This window comes from Kitasatospora sp. NPDC034533 (assembly GCF_055575155.1).
Map to the genome: position 1 here is coordinate 41,887 of NZ_JBVITE010000055.1, position 22,299 is coordinate 64,185.

19 protein-coding genes are annotated in these 22,299 nt (G+C 74.7%); 10 read left to right on the top strand and 9 right to left on the bottom strand.

The annotated features are described in order from the left end of the window. The first annotated feature begins 93 nt into the window (after nt 1-93). Entirely contained in the window at nt 94-1,188 is a 1,095-nt protein-coding gene (locus ACZ55U_RS29850; RefSeq protein ID WP_465530948.1) for a C40 family peptidase, read from the top strand. A gap of 79 nt (nt 1,189-1,267) precedes the next feature. Here the strand turns inward: ACZ55U_RS29850 and ACZ55U_RS29855 are convergent, their stop codons facing one another. Next, entirely contained in the window at nt 1,268-1,735 is a 468-nt protein-coding gene (locus ACZ55U_RS29855) for a MarR family winged helix-turn-helix transcriptional regulator (protein WP_465530950.1), read from the bottom strand. A 57-nt stretch (nt 1,736-1,792) separates the two neighbouring features. On the opposite strand from ACZ55U_RS29855, the gene ACZ55U_RS29860 reads away from it, so the two are divergent. The 3 genes from ACZ55U_RS29860 to ACZ55U_RS29870 all read left to right on the top strand — a co-directional run bounded on the left by ACZ55U_RS29860 (nt 1,793) and on the right by ACZ55U_RS29870 (nt 5,534). Then, a complete protein-coding gene (locus tag ACZ55U_RS29860; RefSeq protein WP_465530952.1) occupies nt 1,793-2,866 on the top strand; it encodes a substrate-binding domain-containing protein in 1,074 nt (357 codons plus the stop codon). A gap of 164 nt (nt 2,867-3,030) precedes the next feature. Beyond that, nucleotides 3,031-4,518, top strand: coding sequence for an APC family permease (locus tag ACZ55U_RS29865; protein ID WP_465530954.1), 1,488 nt, complete (start codon nt 3,031-3,033; stop codon nt 4,516-4,518). Continuing rightward, the gene (locus ACZ55U_RS29870; protein WP_465530956.1) at nt 4,515-5,534 is read left to right on the top strand and encodes an acetamidase/formamidase family protein; all 1,020 of its coding nucleotides are present in this window, start codon (nt 4,515-4,517) and stop codon (nt 5,532-5,534) included. The genes ACZ55U_RS29865 and ACZ55U_RS29870 overlap by 4 nt, the downstream gene beginning before the upstream one ends. A gap of 186 nt (nt 5,535-5,720) precedes the next feature. On the opposite strand, the gene ACZ55U_RS29875 is transcribed toward ACZ55U_RS29870, so the two are convergent. The 3 genes from ACZ55U_RS29875 to ACZ55U_RS29885 form a co-directional block, all read right to left on the bottom strand. After that, on the bottom strand, nt 5,721-6,092 hold the full coding sequence (locus ACZ55U_RS29875) for a BlaI/MecI/CopY family transcriptional regulator (protein WP_465530958.1): 372 nt from the start codon (nt 6,090-6,092) through the stop codon (nt 5,721-5,723). Nucleotides 6,093-6,366: 274 nt separating this feature from the next. After that, entirely contained in the window at nt 6,367-9,111 is a 2,745-nt protein-coding gene (locus ACZ55U_RS29880) for an FtsX-like permease family protein (protein WP_465530960.1), read from the bottom strand. Next, complete coding sequence (locus ACZ55U_RS29885; RefSeq protein ID WP_465530962.1) at nt 9,108-9,899, bottom strand: ABC transporter ATP-binding protein; 792 nt, start codon at nt 9,897-9,899, stop codon at nt 9,108-9,110. The genes ACZ55U_RS29880 and ACZ55U_RS29885 overlap by 4 nt, the downstream gene beginning before the upstream one ends. Nucleotides 9,900-10,131: 232 nt before the next feature. Between ACZ55U_RS29885 and ACZ55U_RS29890 the strand changes: the two genes are divergently transcribed. Continuing rightward, a complete protein-coding gene (locus ACZ55U_RS29890) occupies nt 10,132-10,866 on the top strand; it encodes an MgtC/SapB family protein (protein WP_465530964.1) in 735 nt (244 codons plus the stop codon). Between the two features lie 45 nt (nt 10,867-10,911). Next, nucleotides 10,912-11,589, top strand: a complete 678-nt coding sequence (locus ACZ55U_RS29895) for a YoaK family protein (protein ID WP_465530966.1) — start codon at nt 10,912-10,914, stop codon at nt 11,587-11,589. A gap of 180 nt (nt 11,590-11,769) precedes the next feature. Here the strand turns inward: ACZ55U_RS29895 and ACZ55U_RS29900 are convergent, their stop codons facing one another. Then, the gene (locus ACZ55U_RS29900) at nt 11,770-12,426 is read right to left on the bottom strand and encodes an Rv1733c family protein (RefSeq protein ID WP_465530968.1); all 657 of its coding nucleotides are present in this window, start codon (nt 12,424-12,426) and stop codon (nt 11,770-11,772) included. 395 nt (nt 12,427-12,821) lie between these two features. On the opposite strand from ACZ55U_RS29900, the gene ACZ55U_RS29905 reads away from it, so the two are divergent. Both ACZ55U_RS29905 and ACZ55U_RS29910 read left to right on the top strand, forming a co-directional pair. Beyond that, the gene (locus ACZ55U_RS29905; protein ID WP_465530970.1) at nt 12,822-13,508 is read left to right on the top strand and encodes an ABC transporter ATP-binding protein; all 687 of its coding nucleotides are present in this window, start codon (nt 12,822-12,824) and stop codon (nt 13,506-13,508) included. Then, nucleotides 13,505-15,739 (top strand): ABC transporter permease, encoded by a 2,235-nt coding sequence (locus ACZ55U_RS29910; protein WP_465530972.1) that lies wholly within the window; start codon nt 13,505-13,507, stop codon nt 15,737-15,739. Before ACZ55U_RS29905 ends, ACZ55U_RS29910 begins: the two co-directional genes overlap by 4 nt. A 27-nt stretch (nt 15,740-15,766) precedes the next feature. Here ACZ55U_RS29910 and ACZ55U_RS29915 read toward each other — a convergent pair whose 3' ends face one another. Together ACZ55U_RS29915 and ACZ55U_RS29920 are read right to left on the bottom strand one after the other, a co-directional pair. Beyond that, nucleotides 15,767-16,252, bottom strand: a complete 486-nt coding sequence (locus ACZ55U_RS29915; protein WP_465530974.1) for a nucleotide triphosphate diphosphatase NUDT15 — start codon at nt 16,250-16,252, stop codon at nt 15,767-15,769. 45 nt (nt 16,253-16,297) lie between these two features. Then, the gene (locus ACZ55U_RS29920) at nt 16,298-17,800 is read right to left on the bottom strand and encodes an SDR family NAD(P)-dependent oxidoreductase (RefSeq protein ID WP_465530986.1); all 1,503 of its coding nucleotides are present in this window, start codon (nt 17,798-17,800) and stop codon (nt 16,298-16,300) included. 319 nt (nt 17,801-18,119) lie between these two features. Here ACZ55U_RS29920 and ACZ55U_RS29925 point away from each other — a divergent pair, with 319 nt between their 5' ends. Continuing rightward, a complete protein-coding gene (locus ACZ55U_RS29925) occupies nt 18,120-19,559 on the top strand; it encodes a GuaB1 family IMP dehydrogenase-related protein (RefSeq protein WP_465530976.1) in 1,440 nt (479 codons plus the stop codon). Here ACZ55U_RS29925 and ACZ55U_RS29930 read toward each other — a convergent pair. Beyond that, a complete protein-coding gene (locus ACZ55U_RS29930) occupies nt 19,520-20,629 on the bottom strand; it encodes a DUF5995 family protein (RefSeq protein ID WP_465530978.1) in 1,110 nt (369 codons plus the stop codon). The two genes, ACZ55U_RS29925 and ACZ55U_RS29930, sit on opposite strands and share 40 nt — an antisense overlap. A gap of 207 nt (nt 20,630-20,836) precedes the next feature. Between ACZ55U_RS29930 and ACZ55U_RS29935 the strand changes: the two genes are divergently transcribed. Further along, the gene (locus ACZ55U_RS29935) at nt 20,837-21,670 is read left to right on the top strand and encodes a poly-gamma-glutamate hydrolase family protein (protein WP_465530980.1); all 834 of its coding nucleotides are present in this window, start codon (nt 20,837-20,839) and stop codon (nt 21,668-21,670) included. Nucleotides 21,671-21,740: 70 nt separating this feature from the next. Here the strand turns inward: ACZ55U_RS29935 and ACZ55U_RS29940 are convergent, their stop codons facing one another. After that, the gene (locus ACZ55U_RS29940) at nt 21,741-22,130 is read right to left on the bottom strand and encodes a DUF3224 domain-containing protein (protein WP_465530982.1); all 390 of its coding nucleotides are present in this window, start codon (nt 22,128-22,130) and stop codon (nt 21,741-21,743) included. Nucleotides 22,131-22,299: the final 169 nt, after the last annotated feature.

Sequence of the window (22,299 nt, forward strand, 5' to 3'; positions counted from 1 at the left end):
ACTTCGAAGAAGGTGGGCGGGGCAGTACCCCCCCGTTGCTCGTCCTGCCCGCCTTCGTCGTCCCCCGATTCCCCCGAAGGAGAGCCGAGCTCCATGGGAAAGCGCCGCAAGCCCAGCCCCCCGAGCAGGGCCCGCATGGCCGTCCTCACCACGGCCATGGCGGCCGGTGGTGCGGTCCTCGCGTCCGGTACCGCCCACGCCGAACCGACCCCGAGCCTCGCCTCCGTCAAGGAACAGGTCGACCAGCTCAACGAGCAGGCCGAGCAGGCCATCGAGAAGTACAACGGCTTCCAGGAGAAGCAGCAGAAGCTCCAGGGCGAGGCCAACCAGATCCAGGAGAAGGTCGCCCGCGGCCAGGAGGCGATGAACGAGCTGCGCACGCGGCTCGGCGCGGTCGCCGCCGACCAGTACCGCACCAACGGCATCGACCCGTCGGTCCAGCTGATGCTCGACTCCGACCCGTCCGCCTACCTGGAGCGCGCCGCGGTGCAGAACCAGGTGTCCGACTCCCAGGCGAGCCTGCTCAAGCAGGCCCAGGACGAGCAGCGCAGGCTCGACCAGGACCGCGCCGAGGCCACCGCCACCCTGGCGGCGCTCGACTCGGTGGGCACCCAGCTGGCGGAGCAGAAGAAGGACATCCAGACCAAGCTGGCCGACGCCCAGGCGATGCTGAACAAGCTCAGCGCCGAGGACCGCGCCAAGATCAACGCCCAGCAGAGCGCCGAGAAGGCCAAGGCCGAGGCCCAGCAGGCCGCCTCCGCCGCCGCCTCGGACGCCAAGGCCCGCGCCTCGCGCGGCGCCGACCGCCCGGACATGAACGCCCCGGTGCCGGCCGCCAGCGGCCGGGCCGCCACCATCATCGCCTTCGCCCAGGCCCAGCTCGGCAAGCCCTACGGCTGGGGCAAGAGCGGCCCCGCCAGCTTCGACTGCTCCGGCCTCACCAGCCAGGCCTACCGCGCGGCGGGCGTCACCATCTCCCGGATGTCCCAGGACCAGTGGAACGACGGCCCGCACGTCGACCGCGCCAACCTCCAGCCCGGTGACCTGGTCTTCTTCTACAACGACATCCACCACGTCGGCCTGTACATCGGCGACGGCAAGATGATCCACGCCCCGCGCACGGGCAAGAACATCGAGGTGCTGCCGATCTCCGCGATGCCCTACATGGGCGCCGTGCGTCCGGCCTGACCCAGCACGCCCCGGCGTCCGGTGGCCCGCTCCCGCCGCAGCGGGAGCGGGCCACCGTCGTCGGAGCGCGGACGGCCCCTCAGAGGGCGGCGAGGCGCCGCAGCAGGTGGGCCGGGTCGGTCAGGCCGCAGGCCTGGCGGACGGCGGCGTCATGGGCGGCGGCGAGCGCGTCGAGGCGGGTCAGCCGGGCGCGGCCCTGGCGGGAGAGGTGGGCGGTGATCCGGCGGCGGTCCTGGTCGCCCTGGCGCCGGTAGGCCCACCCGGAGTCGGCCAGCGAGTCCACCAGCCGGCTCAGGCTGGCCTGGGGGATCAGCAGGGACTGGGCGAGTTCGCCCATCGCGTGCCCCCGGCCGTCGGCGAGGGCGCGCAGCAGCCGCCACTGGTCGACGGTGCAGCCCTCCTCGGCCAGGGCGGCGGCGAGGCCGCCGGAGAGCCTGCGGTGGGCCAGGGTGACCAGCTCGACCAGCAGCGGCTCCGGGGCGGGCGAACCCGCGGCGGTGTCGGGGCCGCGGCCCTCGATCTCCGGCGCGACACCAGCTGCGGTCATCGAACCCCTCCCCTTCCCGGCCTTTGCCGATATCAGCGGTACGACGATACTCGCACTGTGAGCGTCGAGGTGAGGATGATCGATCCGCTCGATGCGCTGCACTCGGCACGGGAGGAAGCGGCGTTTCGGGTGGGCCTCGTCGTGCCGCAGTCCGGCCCGCTCGGGCTCACCGGGCCGTCCGCGCTGGACGGCGCGCTGCTCGCCGCGCACGAGGTCAACGCGGGCGGCGGCGTCCTCGGGCGCCCGCTGGAGCTGGTGCTGGTGGACGGCGGCGGCGCCCCGGAGCCGGTCGCCGCCGAGGTGCGGCGGCTGCTGGACGCGGGGGCACTGGACGCGCTCGCCGGGTGCCACACCAGCGACGTGCACCGGGCCGTCGAGACGGTCGCCGCCGGCCGTACCGCGTACGTCTTCACCCCGCCGCACGAGGGCGGCTCCCGGCTGCCCGGAGTGCTCTGCACCGGCATCGATCCGTCACGCCAACTCGGCCCGGCCGTAAGGGAGCTGACGGAACGTCACCGGATCGCCCGATGGGCGCTGATCGGCAACGACTACATCTGGCCGCGCTCCGTCCACCGGGCCGCCGAGCGGCTCGCCGGGCGGGCCGGCGCCCGGGTGGTGCTGGAGCGGCGGATCCCCTTCGGGGCCGTGGAGGGGCTGCTCGAACCGCTGCTGGACGAGCTGCGCGCCGCCCGCGCGGACGCCCTGCTGCTCAGCCTGATCGGGCGCGACCTGGTGCACTTCAACCGGGCGCTGCGGCGCAGCGGACTGGACCGCCGGCTGGTGCGCCTCTCCGGTGCCCTGGAGGAGAACGGGCTGCTCGCCCTCGGCGGCGACGACACCGGCACGCTGTACGCGGCGATGCCCTCCTTCGCGACGCTGGCCGAGGAGCGCCGGCAGAGCCTCGCCGAGCGGCACCGGGCGCTGTGCGGGCCGTGGGCGCCCGTCCTGGACGCGTACGCGGTGGGCCTGTACGAGGGCCTCCACCTGCTCGCCGGCCTGGCGGCCCGGCGGGCGCTGGCCCCGGACGGCCTGGTGGCGGCCGCGGGCCGGCTGCTGCGCCGCGAGGGCGCGGGCCGGGCGCCGATCCACCTCGCCCGGGCCGAGGGCCTCGGCTTCACCGTCCTCGCGTAGTCGCCGCGCGTAGCCGTCCTCGCGCGGCCCCGGCTCCCACCGCCTCCTCGGAGGCGCTCCCTTCTCGCCAGGTGAAACGTCGGAACAAAACCCTTCCATTTGGAAATAGCTGCCTCTACAGTCTCTCCCCACCACCCCCAGGGTCGTCACGGAGAGAGAACACCATGGCCGACACACCCGCTCCCCAGGGCATCGAGAGCTACGGCTACCAGCAAGAGCTGCGCCGCTCGCTCGGCTTCACCGACCTGCTCGTCTACGGGCTGGTGTTCATGGTGCCGATCGCACCGTTCGGCATCTTCGGCGGCGTCTTCCAGGGCGCCGGCGGCATGGTCGCCCTGGCCTACGTGCTCGGCATGGTGGCGATGATGTTCACCGCGCTGTCGTACGCCCAGATGTCCCGGGCCTTCCCGATGGCCGGCTCGGTCTACACCTACGCGGGCCGCGGCATCGCCGCCCCGGTCGGCTTCCTGTCCGGCTGGATGATCCTGCTCGACTACGTGCTGGTGCCCGGACTGCTCTACCTGATCGCCGGCGTCGCGATGAACTCGCTGGTGCCGTCGATCCCGGTCTGGCTCTGGCTGATCGGCTTCGTGCTGCTCAACACCGTGGTCAACTACCTCGGCATCGAGACCACCAACAGGGTCAACAAGGCGATGCTGATCGGCGAACTGGTCGTGCTGGCGCTGTTCGTGGTGGTCGGCGTCATCGCCCTGGCCGACGGCAAGGGCCGGGGCTTCGACTTCACCCCGCTGTACAACTCGCACACCTTCTCCTGGAGCCTGGCCTTCGGCGCGGTCTCGATCGCGGTGCTGAGCTTCCTCGGCTTCGACGGCATCTCCACCCTCTCGGAGGAGAACCGGGACTCCGCCAAGGCCATCGGCCGCTCGATGGTCGCCGCGCTGCTGCTCGCGGGCACCCTGTTCATCGTCCAGACCTGGGTCGCCTCGCTGCTGGTCGCCGATCCCGACGCGCTGATCCGGGACGGCGATCCGAACGGCACCGCCTTCTACGACGCGGCCCGCACCGCCGCCGGCGGCTGGCTCGCCACGCTCACCGCCGCCTCCACCGCCGTGGCCTGGGGCTTCGCCAACTCCCTGGTCGCCCAGGCGGCCACCTCGCGGCTGCTGTTCGCGATGGCCCGCGACCGCCAGCTGCCCTCCTTCCTCGCCAGGATCCACCCCACCCGCCGGGTGCCGGTCAACGCGACCCTGCTGACCGCCGGGATCTCGCTGGTGCTCGGCCTCTACATGGCCTCGCGCGAGGACGGCATCACTCTGCTGAGCACCCTGGTCAACTTCGGTGCGCTGACGACCTTCCTGGTGCTGCACGTCGCCGTGGTCGTCCACTACCTGGTTCGCAAGCGCAGCAAGGACTACTGGCGGCACCTGATCGCCCCGGCGATCGGCTTCGCGATCCTCGCGTACGTGGTGGTCAACGCGAACATCGCGGCCCAGCGGCTCGGCTTCGTCTGGCTGCTGGTCGGCGGGATCGTGCTCGCCGGGCTGATGGCCACCGGACGCAAGCCCCGACTGGCCGTCACCGAGGCCGACACCGCCGTCGGCGTCCACGCCGATGCGGACGCCGAAGCCGACGCCACTACCGTGAACACCGCCGCCACGAACGGCACCGCCAGCGCCAAGGAGAAGCAGTGAGCCTGCCCGAGATCGTCAAGCTGTCCCCGACCCCGGAGGACTACTCCTACACCTTCGGCGGCCGCGCCCCGCTGGTCACCGTCCAGCCCGGCTCCGTCATCGAACTGACCACCGAGGACTGCTTCGGCGGCAAGGTGCGCGGCACCGGCGACCTGCCCAGCCAGGTGTGCGTCTTCCCCTACCTCAACCCGGTCACCGGCCCGGTCGCGGTGGCGGGCGCCGAGCCCGGGGACGTCCTCGCCGTGCACTTCGTGGAGATCACCCCGGCCCGGGACCACGGCATCTCCAGCACCTTCCCGCACTTCGGCGCGCTGACCGCGACCCACAGCACCGCGATGCTGCACCCGGCGCTGGAGGAGCGGGTCTGGATCTACGACCTGGACGTCAAGGCCGGGCTCTGCCGGTTCCGGGCCCGCAACAGCGAGTTCACGGTGGACCTGCCGCTCGACCCGATGCACGGCACGGTCGGCGTCGCCCCGGCGGCCGGGGAGGTGCTGGCCTCGATCACCCCCGGCGCGCACGGCGGCAACCTGGACACCCCCGAGATGCGGGCCGGCACGACCGCCTACTTCGGGGTCAACGTCGAGGGCGGCCTGCTGGCGATCGGCGACGGCCACGCCCGCCAGGGCGAGGGCGAGGTGTGCGGCACGGCGGTGGAGGCGGCGATGCGCACCACCGTGATCGTCGACCTGGTCAAGGGCGGCGGCCCGGCCTGGCCCCGGCTGGAGAACGACGACTTCCTGATCAGCACCGGCTCCGCCCGTCCGCTGGAGGACGCGTTCCGGATCAGCCAGCACGACCTGGTCGGCTGGACCGGCGAACTGCTCGGCCTGGACCAGCTCGACGCCTACCAGCTGGTCAGCCAGGCCGGGCTGGCGCCGGCGGCGAACGTCTGCGACACCAACTACACGATGGTCGCCAAGCTGCCGAAGAGCCTGCTCGGCCGGGCCCGCGCCTACGACGGGGTGCACGAGCGCCTGCGCGAGAGCGCGGGGGCGTACCTGCGGCACCGGTAGCCGGAGCCGGAACGCGCGGAGGTTCAGGCGTGGAGCCGGACCGCCCGGAGGTTCACACGCGCGGGTCAAACTAGCGGCAAATCTCACGGACCCCCACCCCGGGCCCGTCGGCCCCCGCCCGCCGACGGGCCCGCGGGGGTGTGCCCGGGGCGGGGCGCGGCGCGCGGGGCGCAACCGTACGGGGTGTCAGCCCGCCGCCCGCGACCTCACCCGTTCGAGGGCGTCGAGCAGGACCGAGGCCTCGGCTCCGCTGATCCGGTCGACGAAGTGGAGCAGCGCGCCCGCCCGGTCGGGGCTGGTCTCCAGCGCCTGGTGCATCAGCCGGGCGGTGTACTCCTCGCGGGTGCAGGTCGGTTCGTACAGCCAGGCGCGGCCGACCTTGTCGCGGCGCAGCCAGCCCTTGGTGTGCAGGATGTCCGCGACCGTGGTGACGGTGGTGTACGCGACCGCCCGCCCCTGCTGGAGGTCGTCCACCACCTCGCGCACCGTGGCGGGCCGGTGCCAGGACCAGAGCCGGTCCATGATCTCGGCCTCCAGATCGCCGAAGCCCCGTAGCACCGCCCTCAGTCTCCCTCGCCGAGCCGGGCCACCGACCACCGGCGCCCGGCGCCCGGGGGCCGTAGCCCGCCGGAACGCGGCCCCATGGTACGGCGAGGGCCGGGCGCCCGCCCCGCGGTGAGGGGAACGGGCGCCCGGCGGGCTCCGGGTGGTGGCCGGGCGGTGCTCAGTGCGTGTCGAAGCCGTGTCCGACCCCGGTGACCGGGGGAGCCGGCTCAGCCGGCCCGACGGCCCCGCTCGGCGCACTCGGCCCGACCGGCTCGACGGCCTCGGCTCAGGACAGCCGCCGCCCGAGCGGGATGCGGGAGCGGGTGAACGCCGCCGCGACCAGCCCCGCGGCCACCGGCAGCACCAGCACGATCAGCAGCAGCTCGGCCCAGGGCGCGGTGACCAGCGTCGGACCGGCGCCGAAACCGCCGCCACGGGACTTCAGCAGCCCCACCGCCGGTACGAAGCCGTTGACGGCCCCGAGCAGCGCGCCCAGCAGCGCGATCAGCGCGCACTGGAGGCCCGCCATGGTCCGCCGGATCCGCGGCGGAGCGCCGACCGCGGCCAGGGTGGCCTGGTCCTGCCGGGAGTCGGCGGCCGCCAGCCCGGTGGCGATCCCGGCCGCGCCGAGCACGACCAGCCCGGCGAAGCCGGTGAGCGCCAGGGTCAGCGCGTCGCTCTTCGGCTGGTACCCGCGCTCCACCCGCAGCTTGGCGAGGCGGTCCAGCTGGACGGCGGCCGCCTCGGCGCGCTGCTGCGCCTTGCGGTCGGGCGGGGTGGCGGGCAGCCAGACCGAGCCGGTCGGGCGGGCGGCGAGGTCGAGCCCGAGCGCGGGCAGCGCCGAGGGCGCCACCAGGCCCTGGGCCAGCTTGGCGGCGGCCGGGTCGTCGACCAGCACCACGTCCACCGGGACCTCCCGCAGGTCGGGCTTGGGCACCTCACCCGGCCGCACCGGGACGCCACCGCCGCGCAGCAGCAGCACGGCCTTGCCGTCGGCGTCCACCGCGCTCCGGTCGAAGACGAGCAACTTGCCCGCCGCCAGCGCCCGTTCGGCGGCCGGATCGTGGACACCGAACAGGTTGTGCAGCACGTTCACGTCACCGGCGGCCAGGTGCGGCGGGGCGACCAGGCCGTGCCGCACCTCCTGGCCCCTGAGCTGGACGGTGCTGGAGCAGTTGTCGCAGAAGCGGTACTCCACCTCGCCGAGGTCGCCGCGCGGGCCGAGCCCGGCCAGCTGCTTCTCCAGCTCGGCGCGCTCCTCGGCGAGCCGCGGTCCGTCCTGGTGGCTGATCAGCTGGACGGCGCCGTACGGGGCCTCCGGCTCGTAGTCGCGCCGGTTCTCGGCGTCGGTGCTGGTGGTGTAGACGCCGATGGCGACGGCGCCGGCCACCGCGGCCATCACGGCGGCCACCGCCGGAGCGGTGCGCGAGCGGTGCCGGGCGGAGTCGCGCAGCGCGAGCCGGGGGCCGAGCGGGAGCCGGCCGGCGGCCCGGCCGACCAGCGCGACCAGCATCGGGGTGCACAGCAGCAGGCCGAGTTCGGCGCTCACCGAACCGCCGAGCACGGTCAGCACCCGGGTGTCGTAGCCGCCCGCGCCCGGCTGGTCGCGCTTGACGGCGCTCGCGCCGTACAGCGCGAGCCCGGCACCGAGGACGACCAGCGCCACACCGGCGACGGTGACCCAGCGGCTGGGCCCGCGGACGGTGTCCCGGCCGGTGAGCCCGGCGGTGACACTGCGCCGGGCAGCCTGGAACGCGGGCAGCGCGGCCGCGAGCAGCGCGGTGAACAGGCCGATACCGGCGATCGCGACCAGGTCCAGCGGGCGCACCGCGAGGTGCCCGAAGCGCACGCCGCCGACCTGCTCGATCACCGGCCGCAGCACCGACACCACCGCCGTCCCGAGCACCACACCGAGCACGGCGCCGACGCTGCCCAGGACCGCCCCGCCGCCGAGCACCACCGCGCCGACGTGGGCACGGCTGCCGCCGGCCGCGCCGAGCAGGGCGAGCTGGCGGCGCGAGCGGCTGGCGCCCACCGCGAAGGCGGGCCCGGCGAGCAGGGCGACCTCCAGCAGCGCCAGGCCGCTCACGGTGGCGACGACAATCCTGGTGTTCCGCTCGGGCGTCGGGTCGCTGTAGCGGTACGAGTCGCGGTAGTAGGGGACGGCCCGCTCGGGCGGCGGATCGAGGGCCACCGAGCGCGCGGTCAGGGTGTAGCCGTGGGCGTTGAACTGCTGGACCTTGGCCCAGTCGAGGACGGCGCCGGACGGCAGCCGGACCAGCCATCCGGAGCGGGTCGCCGGGGGCTTCTCCGCGGTGGGGCCGCCGGCGGCCGGGGCGGCGTTCAGCGGGTCGATCAACTCGCCGGGCCGGGCGACGAGTTCGACCCGTCCCAGCTCGCTCGGGTGCTCCACCACACCGGTGATGGTGTAGCTGGTGCGCTCCAGGCCCTGGAGAGTGGTGGTGGCGCCGAGGCCGAGGCCCGAGCGGTCCAGGAAGGCCCGGGTGGCGGCCACTTCGTGCGGGGCGCTCGGGGCGCGGCCCTCGACCAGGTCCAGCCGGCCGCGCCAGATCGGATCGCCGAGGTCGGCCTCGGTGGTGAGGGCGCGGACCAGGCCCTCGGGGGAGGTCGCGCCGGCCTCCGGACCGGGCCGGGCCGGGGTGAGCGCGCTGCCGGGCGGCAGCAACGAGCCGATCAGGGCGACCGGGTCGGTGCCCGCGCCCTTGCGCTGCTCCTCCGTCGGCGGCTGGTCCGGGCGGGGCGGGACGGAGAAGGCGCCGTCCTCGGCGATCGGGGCCTGCTCGACCGTGCGGCCCGGGTCGAGCGAGGTGACCAGCGCGTCCGCGCCGCCCACCACCCGCTCCACCCGCTCGGCCGGGGTCAGCTGCCCGCTGCGGTGGACCACGTCGGCGCCGGTGACGCCGAGCACGGGCAGCGCGATCATGGCGACGATCAGCGCGCTGCGGCCCTTGGCCCGCAGGGCGTCACGGCGGGCGATCCGCAGGGCGACCCGCCAGGCTCCGAGCCTCAACGCGCCACCTCGCCGAACGTGCGCACCTCGGCGAGGCGGGCGGAGGAGCGGCGGCCGGGGGCCTCCGAGGAGACCGCGCCGTCCCGCAGGTGGACCACCCGGTCCGCCCAACTGGCGTGCGCTGCCTCGTGGGTGACCATCATCGCGGCGGCTCCGGCGTCGCAGCGGGCGCGCAGCACGGCGAGCACCGCCTCGCCGGTGGCCGAGTCGAGGGCGCCGGTGGGCTCGTCGGCGAGCACCAGCCGGCGCTCGCCGATCAGGGCGCGGGCGATCGCCACGCGCTGCTGCTGACCGCCGGACATGTCGTCCGGGAAGCGGTCGGCGAGTTCGCCGATGCCCAGCTCCTCCAGCGCGGCCAGCGCCTCCCGGCGGGCCCGGCGCCCCGGGACGCCGTCGAGCTCGCGCGGCAGGGCGATGTTCTCGGCGGCGGTGAGCGCCGGGATCAGGTTGTAGTCCTGGAAGACGTACCCGATCGAGCGCCGCCGCAGGTCGGCGAGCTTGCCGCGGCCGAGGCCGCCGAGCGCGACCCCCTCCACCAGGACCTCGCCGTCACTGGGCTGGTCCAGCCCGCCGGCCAGGGTCAGCAGGGTGGACTTCCCGGAGCCGGACGGGCCCATGACGGCGACGAACTCGCCCGGGTGGACAGCCAGGTCGATGCCGCGCAGGGCGTGCACCTCGGCGGCGCCCCGCCCGTGCACCCGGGTGACGTTGGCCAGCCGCAGGACGGGCGCGGGGCGGGCCGGATCGGTGTGGGACACACTTCCCCCTCGTGAGTTGCTCGACTGCATATGTCGGTGAACTGTATATACCGGAAGACGCGCTATCGGCCACCTCGGTTCACGAACGGTGGCCAGGATCCGGCCGGAGCCCGGCGCGGTACGGCGACCGGGAACCGTCGTCCTGCGCGCCTACCCGGCGGGCGCGACGGCGCTGGTCATCATCGAGCTCGACCGGACCGCCGACCGCGCGTCACCGCCCGTCCCCGCCCGTCCCCCCTCCTCCCGTGAAGGAGGTGCCGTCGTGCACACCCTGAGCACCGTCGACTTCCTGGTCCGGCTCGCCACCGGCGTCGCCTGCGGCGCGCTGATCGGCGTCGAACGCCAGTGGCGGGCCCGGATGGCCGGCCTGCGCACCAACGCCCTGGTCGCCGCCGGGGCCACCCTGTTCGTCCTGTACAGCGAGGCCGTCGTCGACACCGGCAGCCCCACCCGGGTCGCCTCGTACGTCGTCTCCGGCATCGGCTTCCTCGGCGGCGGCGTCATCCTGCGCGACGGCGCCGGCGTACGCGGCCTCAACACGGCGGCCACGCTGTGGTGTTCGGCCGCCGTCGGGGTGCTGGCCGCCTCCGGCAAGCTGGAGTTCGCCGTCCTCGGGACGATCGCCGTGCTCGCCGTCCACCTGGTGCTGCGCCCGGCCGGGCGACTGCTCGATCGTGCCCCGCAGTCCGGCAGCGACCCGGACTCCACCAGCCGCGCCACCGTCCACCTGGTGTGCGACCGCAAGTCCGAGACCCACATCCGGGCCCTGCTGCTCCAGGCGCTCGCCGCCTCCGGGCTCGCCCCGACCGGGCTGCGCGCCCGCCGCGCCGACGACGGTGACGCCGCCAGCCTGCGGGCCACCGTCGCGATCACCGGGCAGGTCGCCCCCGCGCTCGAACAGGTCGTCACCCGGCTGTCGTTGGAGCCCGGCGTGCGGGACCTGCACTGGCACCTGGAGGACGAACCGGAGGACCCGGGCAATCGGGCGCTCGCCTGAAGGAGTAGAACGGAAGGCCCGTCACCCGAACCGTCTGGAGGAGCGATGCCGACCCCCGACCCGAAGCACGGGCCGCTGGTGCCGATGCTGCTGGTGCTGACCGTGGTCACCGGAGTGGTGGACGCCGTCAGCTACCTCGAACTCGGCCACGTCTTCGTCGCCAACATGACCGGGAACGTGGTGTTCCTCGGCTTCGCGCTGGCCGGCGCGGCCAACCTCTCGGCCACCGCCTCACTGGCCGCCCTCGCCGCCTTCGTGCTCGGCGCCCTGGTCGGCGGCCACCTCGCCCGCCGGCTGCCGGGCCACCGAGGGCGCCTGCTGACCGCCGCCGTCGCCGCCCAGTCAGTGCTGGTCGCGGTGGCCACGGCCCTGGCGGCGGCGGTCGGCCACACCTCCGACCCGGCCCGCTACACCCTGATCGGGCTGCTCGGCTTCGCGATGGGCGGCCAGAACGCGGTGGTCCGCGCGCTGAAGGTGCCCGACCTCACCACCACCGTGCTCACCATGACGATCACCGCCCTCGCCGCCGACCGCACCGGCTCCCGCCGCCTGGCCTCCGCCGTCTGGATGTTCGCCGGCGCGCTCCTCGGCGCCCTCCTGGTCCTCCACGCCGGTGTTCCGGTGGCGCTCGCGCTGGCCCTCGCCCTGCTCGTCGCCGTCGCCGCCCTCACCCACCGCGCGGCCAGGGCCGTCCCGGCTCCGGCCTGGACCAGGCCGCTCTGACCGCGTGCCAGGGCCCCGCGCCGTCGTGCCGGCGGTCGGCGGTCGTCCACCGGGCGGGGATCTCCGGCCGGGCCTGGACGCCGCACGGTCGCCCACGGGGCGCACGGTCGCCCACGGCGCCCCCGAAGGCGTCCATTCCCCGGGGGTGTCACCGGCGGCTGACGGGGCGGCCGTCCCGGATCAGTCCTCCTGGCGGTGGCCGGCGCGCCCGCTCCAGAGGGGTTCGAGGCGGGCCCAGTCCTCGGTCCAGGCGGCCTCGGCGCGGCGGTCGAGGGTGTGGAGGCGCAACCGGACGCCCAGGGCGAGGAGGGCCAGCAGGGTCAGCAGGGCGCCGGCGCCGGTGCAGGCGGCGGAGACGGCGAGGGCCGTCCGGCCGGCCGGGGGAGCGGAGACCTCGCCGTCCTGGTCGATCCAGAGCGGGATGTGACTGCCGGTGACGGCGGACCGGGGAGCCGGGACGGTGCCGAGGTGCTCGGTGCCGTCGGGGGTGGTCCAGACGGCGTCGACGTCGATCCGGCTGTTGTAGCCGCCGGAGAAGCGGCTGCCGGTGACGGCCAGGTGCTCCGGGGTGCTGCGGACCACGGCGTCGACCTGGGCCAGCCGTCCGCGGTCGGCGTCGGCCCGGGGCGCGGTGGAGCGGTAGAGCAGCAGGGCGCCGCCCGCGGACAGCGCGACGGCGAGCACCGTGCCGAGCACGGCGGCGAGCCAGGCCCGGGCCCGGGAGCGGTCGACGGGGCGGGCGAGCGGTTCGTGCCGGGCGCCGAAGGTCCGCCGCAGCTGACGGCCGGCGCGGCGCGGGAGCGACGCGGGCCTGGCCGGACGGGGGGTGCTGGACACGGTGAGGACTCCTCAGGGGCGGGGGGACACACTGCGGTTCCGCCCCCAATGTCCACCCGTCGGCCCCCCGCGCACAAGAGTCGTGCGCGCTCGTAGGGTCCTTCGTGTCGGCGGCTCCGGCCGGGTGGGGCGGGCCCTGGCACCGCCAGGGCCGCTCGGGCCCGGAGCCGGGACGTTCGGCCCTCGGCAGCCGCGCTCCGCTGCGGCAGGCTGGGGACCGGCGGCGCCCCCGTGCCTGGGCGTCGCCGTGGTCCGGTTCGACCGTGGGGGCGCCGGGCCGAGGTGCGGGGCAGGGGGTGGTCGTGGGGGCCACCCCCTGCCTGCCCCGCACCGGTCCTCCCGATCTCCGTCCTGACCGCCGCCCGGCTGGACGCCCTCGCCGCGGAGGTGACGGCATGACAGCGGTGATCGAGGCCCGCGACGTCGCCCTCGCCTTCGGCGAGACCCCGGCCCTGCGCGGGGCGAGCCTGTCCGTCCAGGCCGGCGAGGTGCTCGCCGTCATGGGCCCCAGCGGCTCGGGCAAGTCGACGTTGCTGCACTGCCTGGCCGGCATCCTGGTGCCCGACGCCGGGCAGGTGCTGTTCGAGGGGCAGCGCCTGGACACCCTGCCGGAGGCCCGGCGCAGCGCCCTGCGCCGGGACCGCTTCGGCTTCGTGTTCCAGTTCGGCCAGCTGGTGCCGGAGCTGACGGCGGAGGAGAACGTCGCCCTGCCGCTGCTGCTGAACGGCGTGCGCCGCGCCGCCGCGCTGGCCGAGGCCCGGCCCTGGTTCGCCCGGCTCGGCCTGGACGGCCTGGAGAAGCGCCGCTCCGGCGAGCTGTCGGGCGGTCAGGCCCAGCGGGTCGCGCTGGCCCGAGGACTGGTGGCCCGTCCGAAGGTGCTGTTCGCCGACGAGCCGACCGGCGCGCTGGACTCGCTGACCGGCGAACAGGTGATGGAGCTGATGGTCGCCTCGGCCAAGGAACAGGGCACCACCGTCGTGCTGGTGACCCACGAGGCCCGGGTCGCGGCCTACGCGGACCGCGAGGCGGTCGTCCGCGACGGCCGGGCCCGCGCCCTGTCCGCCGGAGCGGTGGCCTCGTGATCCCCTTCTCGCTCCGGCTGGCCGTCAGCGGCGGTCGGGAGGCGGTGGCCCGGCTGCTGATGATCGCGGCGGCGGTCGCGGTCGGGGTGGGGCTGCTGCTGTCCACCTTCGCCACCCTGAACGCCCTGGACCGCGCCAACGAGCGGCAGCTCTGGATGAACACCGGCGTCCGGGGCGCGACCGCGACGGCCCCGGTGGACCCGCTCTGGTGGGGCGCCCGGATGGACTACTACCGGGGCAGGACCGTCTTCCGGGCCGACCTCGCCCCGACCGGGCCCACCTCCCCGCTGCCGCCCGGCCTGAGCCGGCCGCCCGCCCCCGGCGAGTACTACGCCTCGCCCGCCCTGGCGAAGCTGCTGGCCGAGGCCCCGGCCGCCGAGCTCGGCGACCGTTTCCCCGGCCGGTTAGCCGGCACCCTCGCCGACGCCGGGCTGCCCTCGCCGGACACCCTCGCGGTGGTCGTCGGCCGCACCGCGGACGAGGTCAAGGCGCTGCCGAGGGCCGTCGCCGTCACCCGCGTCGCCGACGCGCTGCCCCGCACGTGCGACGAGGACTGCTACGGCGTGGGCGTGCACGGGGACCGGATGGTGCTGGTGCTCACCGTGGTGGCCGCCGCGCTGATCTTCCCGGTGCTCGTCTTCATCGGCACCGCGACCCGCCTGTCCGCCGCCACCCGGGAGCAGCGCTACGCCGCGATGCGCCTGGTGGGCGCGACACCCGGCCAGGTGTCGGTGATCTCGGCGGTGGAGTCCACCCTGGCCGCGGTGGTGGGCACGGCCGTCGGCTTCGGCCTGTACGTCGCGCTGAAGCCGGTGGTGGCCGACGTGCCGTTCACCGGCGACCGCTTCTTCGCCGCCGACCTGGGCCTGCACCTGACGCAGGTGGCCGGGGTGGTGCTGGGCGTGCCGGTGGCGGCCGCCCTCGCCGCCCGGTTCGCGCTGCGCCGGGTCACCGTCTCGCCGCTCGGGGTCGCCCGCCGGGTCACCCCGAAGCCGCCGAGCGCCTGGCGGCTGGCGCCGCTGGTGGTCGGCCTCGCCGAACTCGGCTACGTCATCGGCCGGCGCCCGGCGTCCGTCAACGCGCAGGCCCTGGTGTACCTGACCGGCTTCGTGCTGGTGATGCTCGGCCTGGTGGTCGGCGGTCCGTGGCTCACCATGGCGAGTGCCCGGGCGGTGGCCCGGCGGACCAGCAGGCCGGCCTCGCTGATCGCGATGCGCCGGCTGGCGGACGACCCGCGAGCGGGCTTCCGTTCGGTCGCGGGCCTGGTGCTGGCGCTGTTCGTGACCACCGGGACGCTGGCCATCATGAGCACCATCAACGCCAACCAGGGCATGCTGAACGGCGCCCCCGAGGTGCGCAAGGCGGTCGTGGACACCTCGTTCGGGAGCGGGCCGCACGAGGAGGTGCTGCCGTCGGTGCCCGACGGCGTGCTGGCGCGGGCCCGGGCCGTTCCCGGGTTCAGGGGGATCGCCCTGGTGCACGACAACCCGGCCGGCATCGGCGTGCCGGAGCTCGGCAAGCCCGGGCTGGTGCCCGCGCTGGTGAGCTGCGCGGAACTCGCGCAGACCCCGGTGATCGGCCACTGCGCGCCCGGCGCCGAGGTCGCGGTGGTCGACCCGATCCACCTGGTCTCGCTGGTGGACGCCGCCGACCAGGAGTGGCCGGCCGCACCGGTGCCGGCGGCGGAGGTGGCCGGGCTCCCGGTGCGGATGATCTACGCGACCACCGACGGCTCCACGACGGCCAAGGAGCGGCTGCGAACCCTGTTCACCCGGGAGTTCCCGCACTACGAGGCCCGGTTGGCCGAGGACTGGTCCTCCGCCGCGCAGAAGAAGCTCCAGGGCTGGCGGCAGCTGGCGAACGCGGTGCTGCTGACCACCCTGCCGGTCGCCGGGTGCAGCCTCGCGGTCAGCGTGGTGGCCGGGCTCTCCGACCGCCGGCGGCCGTTCGCGATGCTGCGGCTGACCGGGGCGCCGCTGCGGCTGCTCCAGCGGGTGGTCGGGCTGGAGAGCGCGCTGCCGCTGCTGGTGGTGTCGGCGCTCGCGATCGGGACGGGCTTCGCCGCAGCGGCGATGTTCCTCAGGGCGCAGCTGGGGTACGACCTGGTCTCGCCCGACCTGACGTACTACGGGCTGGTCGGCTTCGGGCTGGCCGCCTCGCTCGGGATCATCGCCTCGACCCTGCCGCTGCTGCGGCGGATCACCGGGCCGGAGGCGGCCCGCAACGGCTGAGCGCCCGCCGCCGCCCCGCCGTCCGCCTCAGCGGGCGACGGGGTAGCCGTGCGTCCCGGCCGCCCGCCGTACGTCCAGCTCCGGCAGCCAGCTGCCGAGCACCAGCGCGGACGGGTAGAACATCGGCTCCGGCAGCGCGTCCACCGGGAAGCGCTCCCAGCCGGCGCAGGCATGCGGCTCGGTGACGAGCGCCTCGGCGAGGCTCGGCGGCGCCAGCACGGCGGCGGTCAGCCGCGGCCGGCCGAGCTCGTGGTCGAGGTGGACGGCGAGCACCCGCATCCGCTCGGCGGGCAGCACGATCCCGGTCTCCTCGGCGAGTTCGCGGGCGGCCGTCCGCTCGAAGGACTCGCCGAGGTCGACCTTGCCGCCGGGCAGGCTCCAGGTGGGCGGCTCGCCCGCCGTGATGCGGCGGCCGACCAGCACCCGGCCGTCCCCGGTGGGCACGATGACCCCCGCGCCGAGCAGGGGTGCGGCCGGTGCCGGGGTGGCTGCTGCGGTGGATGTCGCGGTCAACTCGCCGTCTCCTTCAGTCGGGCCCAACTCGCCTCTCCCTGGGGGTCACCAGTTGGCGCGCTCGTAGTCCTTGAGGAAGCAGCCGTACAGGTCCTCGCCGGCCTCGCCGCGCACGATCGGGTCGTACACCCTGGCCGCGCCATCGACCAGGTCGAGCGGGGCGTGGAAGCCCTCGTCGGCGAGGCGCATCTTGTCGGGGTGCGGGCGCTCGTCGGTGATCCAGCCGGTGTCGACGGCGGTCATCAGGATGCCGTCGGTCTGGAACATCTCCTGCGCGCTGGTGCGGGTGAGCATGTTGAGCGCGGCCTTGGCCATGTTGGTGTGCGGGTGGCCGGCGCCCTTGTAGCCGCGGGAGAAGACGCCCTCCATCGCGGAGACGTTGACGACGTACTTGCGGCGGGACGCGGAGGCGGCCATCGCCGGGCGCAGCCGGCTGATCAGGATGAACGGCGCGGTGGAGTTGCAGAGCTGGACCTCCAGCAGCTCCATCGGGCCGACCTCGGAGACGGTCTGCACCCAGCTGTTGGTGTCGGCGAGGTCGGGCACCAGGCCGCCGGCGTCGATCGCGGTGCCGGCCGCGATCCGGGCCGGGGTGGCGGAGCCGGTGACCAGCGCGAGCGAGGTGACGTCCTCGGCGGCGATCCGCCGCGCCTCGCCGCCCGCCTGGTGGGGGAGGGCGGGCAGGTCGACGCTGCCGCTGCCGAAGCGGCCGATCGTGGTGGCCTGCGGCAGTTCGCCGGCCGGCAGCGGCGCGGACTCGGCGGCGACCAGCTCGCGGTAGGACTCCGGCGGGCGGCGCACGGTCTGCGCGGCGTTGTTGATCAGGATGTCCAGCGGGCCGTCGGCGGCGACCTCGTCGGCCAGTGCCATCACCTGGGCCGGGTCGCGCAGGTCGATGCCGACGATCTTGAGGCGGTGGATCCACTCGGCGCTGTCCGGCATCGCCTTGAAGCGGCGGATCGCGTCGTTGGGGAAGCGGGTGGTGATGGTGGTGTGGGCGCCGTCGCGCAGCAGCATCAGCGCGATGTACATCCCGATCTTGGCCCGGCCGCCGGTGAGCAGCGCGCGCTTGCCGGTGAGGTCGGTGCGGGCGTCCCGGCGGGCGCGGTTCTTGACGGCGCAGTCCTGGCAGAGGTTGTGGTAGAAGGCGTCGACCTCGACGTACCGCTTCTTGCACGTGTAGCAGGAGCGGGGGCGCTCCAGGATGCCGGCGATCTCGGTGGTGGTGACGGTGGTCAGGCCGAAGGCGCCGGCCGTCTCGTCGTCGATCCGGGTGGGCGCGCCGGTCGCCGTGCGGGCGGTGACCTCGCGGTCGTTGGCGGTCTTGCGGGCCCGGGTCTCCTGGCGGCGGCGCTGCTTGAGGGTCCGGAATATGCCGCCGACGGCCTTGCGGACGGTGATCGCGTCCGGGTGGTCCACGTGCAGCCCGTCCAGTTCGGCGAGCACCTCCAGGCAGAGCCGCAGCCGCTCGGGGTCGAGGCCGGGACCGTAGTCGACCTCCTCCTCGGTGCCCTCGTCCTGGCCGTGCTGGATGTCCGTCTGCCCGATGCCCACGCTTGCTGTCGCTTTCCCGTCCGCCACGCCCGTTACCGCGTGAAGCCGTGCCCGTTACCGCGTGAATGCTACGGGAGCGGTCCCGACCAGGGCGAAAACCGGACGTCGGAGGGGGTCTTTGGAGGATCGTCCAGGTCTACGCGTGGAGCATTGATCACGGTTTGTGGACAGCCCCAGCAATGCTCTTCGAACTGGCTTTTGCCCCTGCCCTCGCGGAGAATCGAACGCTGGGTGCCGGGCGCCCGAGTGCGCTCCGACGGCCTCGCCGCAACCGCACCCGAGGTGTACTTCCTCCCAGCCAGAGAGCCCCTTCATGCGTTTCCTGAACGACCTCAAGCCCTCGTACGACCTGACGTACGACGACGTCTTCATGGTCCCCAGCCGTTCCGCCGTGGGCTCCCGGCAGGGCGTCGACCTCTCCTCGCAGGACGGCACCGGCACCACCATCCCGCTGGTCGTGGCCAACATGACCGCCATCGCCGGGCGCCGGATGGCCGAGACCGTGGCCCGCCGCGGCGGCCTGGTCGCCATCCCGCAGGACATCCCCACCGAGGTCATCGCCGAGGTCGTCTCCTGGGTCAAGCAGCGCCACCTGGTGTTCGACACCCCGATCACCCTCGCCCCGGGCGCCACCGTGGCCGAGGCGCTGTCGCTGCTGCCCAAGCGCGCGCACGGCGCCCTCGTGGTGGTCGAGGACGGCAAGCCGGTCGGCGTGGTCACCGAGTCCGACTGCCACGGCGTGGACCGCTTCACCAGCCTCGCCGACATCATGTCCCGTGAACTGCTCGTGCTCGACGAGGACATCGACCCGCGGGCCGCCTTCGACAAGCTCACCGAGGCGCACTTCAAGCTCGCCCCGGTGGTGGACGGCGAGGGCCGGCTGGTCGGCCTGCTCACCCGCAAGGGCGCGCTGCGCGCCACCCTGTACACCCCGGCCGTGGACGCGGACGGCAAGCTGCGGATCGCCGCCACCGTCGGCATCAACGGCGACGTCGCGGGCAAGGCCGCGGCGCTGATCGAGGCCGGTGCCGACGTCCTCGTGGTGGACACCGCGCACGGCCACCAGGAGTCCATGATCAGCGCGCTGCGCGCGGTGCGCGGCCTGGACCCGAAGATCCCGGTCGTGGCCGGCAACGTGGTCTCCGCCGCCGGTGTCCGCGACCTCGTCGAGGCCGGCGCCGACATCCTCAAGGTCGGCGTCGGACCGGGCGCGATGTGCACCACCCGGATGATGACCGGCGTCGGCCGCCCGCAGTTCTCCGCCGTGCTGGAGTGCGCCGCCGAGGCGCGCCGGCTCGGCAAGCACGTCTGGGCGGACGGCGGGGTGCGCCACCCGCGCGACGTCGCGATGGCGCTGGCCGCCGGTGCCTCCAACGTGATGATCGGCTCCTGGTTCGCGGGGACGTACGAGTCCCCGGGCGACCTCCAGACCGACGCCGACGGCCGCCAGTACAAGGAGAGCTTCGGCATGGCCTCGGCCCGCGCGGTGAGCAACCGCACCGCCCAGGACTCCTCGTACGACCGGGCCCGCAAGGCGCTGTTCGAGGAGGGCATCTCGCACTCCCGGATGTTCCTGGACCCGGCGCGCCCGGGCGTCGAGGACCTGATCGACTCGATCATCGCCGGGGTGCGCAGCTCCTGCACGTACGCGGGTGCCAGCACCCTGGAGGAGTTCCACGAGAAGGCGATCGTGGGCGTCCAGAGCGCGGCCGGCTACGCGGAGGGGAAGCCGCTGCACTCCAGCTGGGCCTGATCGCCGGGGGCTGCGGCGGCGCTCCCGGCCGCTGCGTCGGTCGCGGCTGCGGCGTCGGTGTCGGCCGAGGCTGCGGCGTCGGGCGCGGTTGCCGGGTCGGCCGAGGCTGTCGGGGCGGTCGCGGTTGCCGTGCCGGTCGTGGTTGCCGTGCCGGTCGGGTCGGGCGTGCCGGCCGTCCGGCTCCTCGCCTCGGGGAGCCGGACGGCCGTGGTCTGGGCGGCCGTGGTCTGGGCGGGGGCGGGCGGCTCGCCGTAGGGCCCGAGCGGGATCAGCAGGGCCCGGCCGAGCAGTGCGACCGAGCCGTCCAGCGCGGTGGCGAAGGTCCGGGCGGCGCGCGGCAGGTGCCGCAGCTCCCACAGGGCCTCGACGGCGTCCCAGGCGCCCTCGCGGGCGGCCTCGACCGACCAGGCGCCGAGGAGATGGGTGAGCGGCTCGGCGAGCTCCAGCAGGTCGGCCCCGGGCAGCAGTTGCTCCCGGGCGGCCGCCTCCACCCGGGAGAGCACCCCGTTGATCCGGTGGTAGTCCGCCCGGAGGTCGGCCGGCTCGCAGCACCGACGGCGGCAGGTGTCCACGACGGCGAGCGGCAGGTCGTGCTGGATGTGGGCGTTCATCCCGGCCAGCGCGAACTGGAGCGGGTGCACGCCCGGGTGGGCGCGCAGCGCGAACAGCGGCCGCCAGCACGCGGGCGGCCGGTGCCCGGCCGCGTCGGCGGCCACGGCCCGCAGGTACCGCCCGGCGAACACCACGTCCAGTTCGGCCACCGCGGGCGGATCGCCGAAGTACCCGCCGCGCAGCCGGTCGCGGACCGCCGCCGTCACGGTGAGGTAGAGCCGGTTGAAGACCGCCACCCCGTCCGCCGGGGGCAGCAGCGCCCCGATCTCCCGTAGCCGGCCCACCACTTGGCCGACCGTGGCCGCCCTCGTGCCCGCCGCTTTCGCGAGCGCCAGGTCCGCGCCCGCCGCCTTCGCGTGTGCCAGGTCCGTGAGCGTCGCCGCCTTCGCGAGCGCCGGGTCCGCGCCCGCCGCCCGTGCGCTCGCCGCCTTCGTACGATCCACCGCCGTGCCGGGCATGTGCCGCCCTCCGATGCCGATCGCGCATTGATCGCATCATCGTGGCAGCGCGGACCGGTATCCGGCGTGCGCGGTGCACGTCCGCCGAGCCGGTGTCACACGATCAGGCTGATCCCGGCCGGGAGCGAAGCCGGGGCGCTGGCATCCTCGCTCGGAGTATTTTGATCCTATTGTCCGATTCATCACCTGCTGTCATGATCTGTGGTCATGATCAACCGCCGCACCCTGATCGCCGCCCTCGCTTCGGCCCCGGCCCTCGGCACCCTCGGTGCCGCGGTGGGGAGCACCACCGCGAGCGCCGCCGCCGACCGGTACCCCTCCAACACCGCCCTCTACGCCGACCCGGCGCTGGTGGAGGGCGTGGACTACGGCCTCCGCTACCGCCGGCACCTGATCGACCACCAGAGCCCCCGGGCCCGCGTGCCGTTCGCCCGGACCACCGTCATCGCCCCGCACGGCGGCGGCATCGAGGGCGGCACCTCCGAACTGTGCCTGGCCGTCGCGGGCTACCACCCGGCCGACCTCGCCCCGACCCCTGCCACCGGCCCGGTGCACGACTTCTGGATGTTCGAGGGCCTGCGCCCCGTCAACAACGGCGAGCTGCACGTCACCTCGACCCACTGCGACGACGGCGTGGCCCGGGCGATGTGCGGCGGCAGCACCAACGTGCTGGCGCTGCACGGCTGCACCACCGCCCAGGCGGGCCTGGAAGCCGGTGCCCAGGCCGTGCTGGTCGGCGGCCTCGACCAGGCCTTCCGCCAGTACCTGATGGAGGAACTGGCGGCCGCGGGCATCCGGGCCGTGGCGGCCTCCGGCGAGGAGGAGATCGCGGGCACCTCCCCGGAGAACATCGGCAACCGCGGCCTGCTCGGGGTGGGCGCCCAACTGGAACTGACCGCCGAGCTGCGGTCCGCGATGTTCGCCCCGGGCCGGAACACCCGCGCCGAGCGGGCGGCCAGCACCCTGCCGCTGTTCTGGAGCTGCACGACCGCAGTCCGGACCGGGATCCAGCGGCTGGAGGCCGCCCGGCCCGCCCTCTGACGCCTGATGCCAGGGTGCGCGATCCATGACGCCGGGGTCGTCCTGGCCCTCAGCCCGTTCCGTGGCCCGGTCAGCCCAAGCGGTACTCCAGCACGTAGGTGTGGGTGCCGGACTCGTCGATGGTCAGCTGGAACTCCCCGGTGATCCCGGCCAGCTCGCCCGCCCCGGTGCCCGGCACCACGCGTATCGCCACCCCGGTCGAGTCCCAGGCCGCGTGCTGGAGCACGAACGAGCCCTTGCGCCCGTCCAGTTCACCCGTCACGTGCTCCACCGCGACGTACGAGGCCGGGCCGCCGGAGGCGTCGCCGACCGACAGCATCCGCACCTCGCCGTGCCCCGTCAGCCCGCCCGTGAAGGTCTTGGCGATCCGGAGCCGCCCGAAGGACGCGCCCTCGTGCTGCTCCGTCTCCACCGGTTCGAACGCCGTCAGCTCGAACGACCCGCTCGCCCTGCTCCCCATGGCACCATCCCCTCGTCGATCCCCGGCCGACGGCCGACGGGCTCCCCGCCGACCTGGACCGACCCTTGCACACACCACTGACATTGATGCTGATACTCAGGTTCCGGTGGTCGTGGCTCAGCCACTGACTGACGCCCTGCTGGGCTGTCCTCAAGTTGTTCTGTCCGGC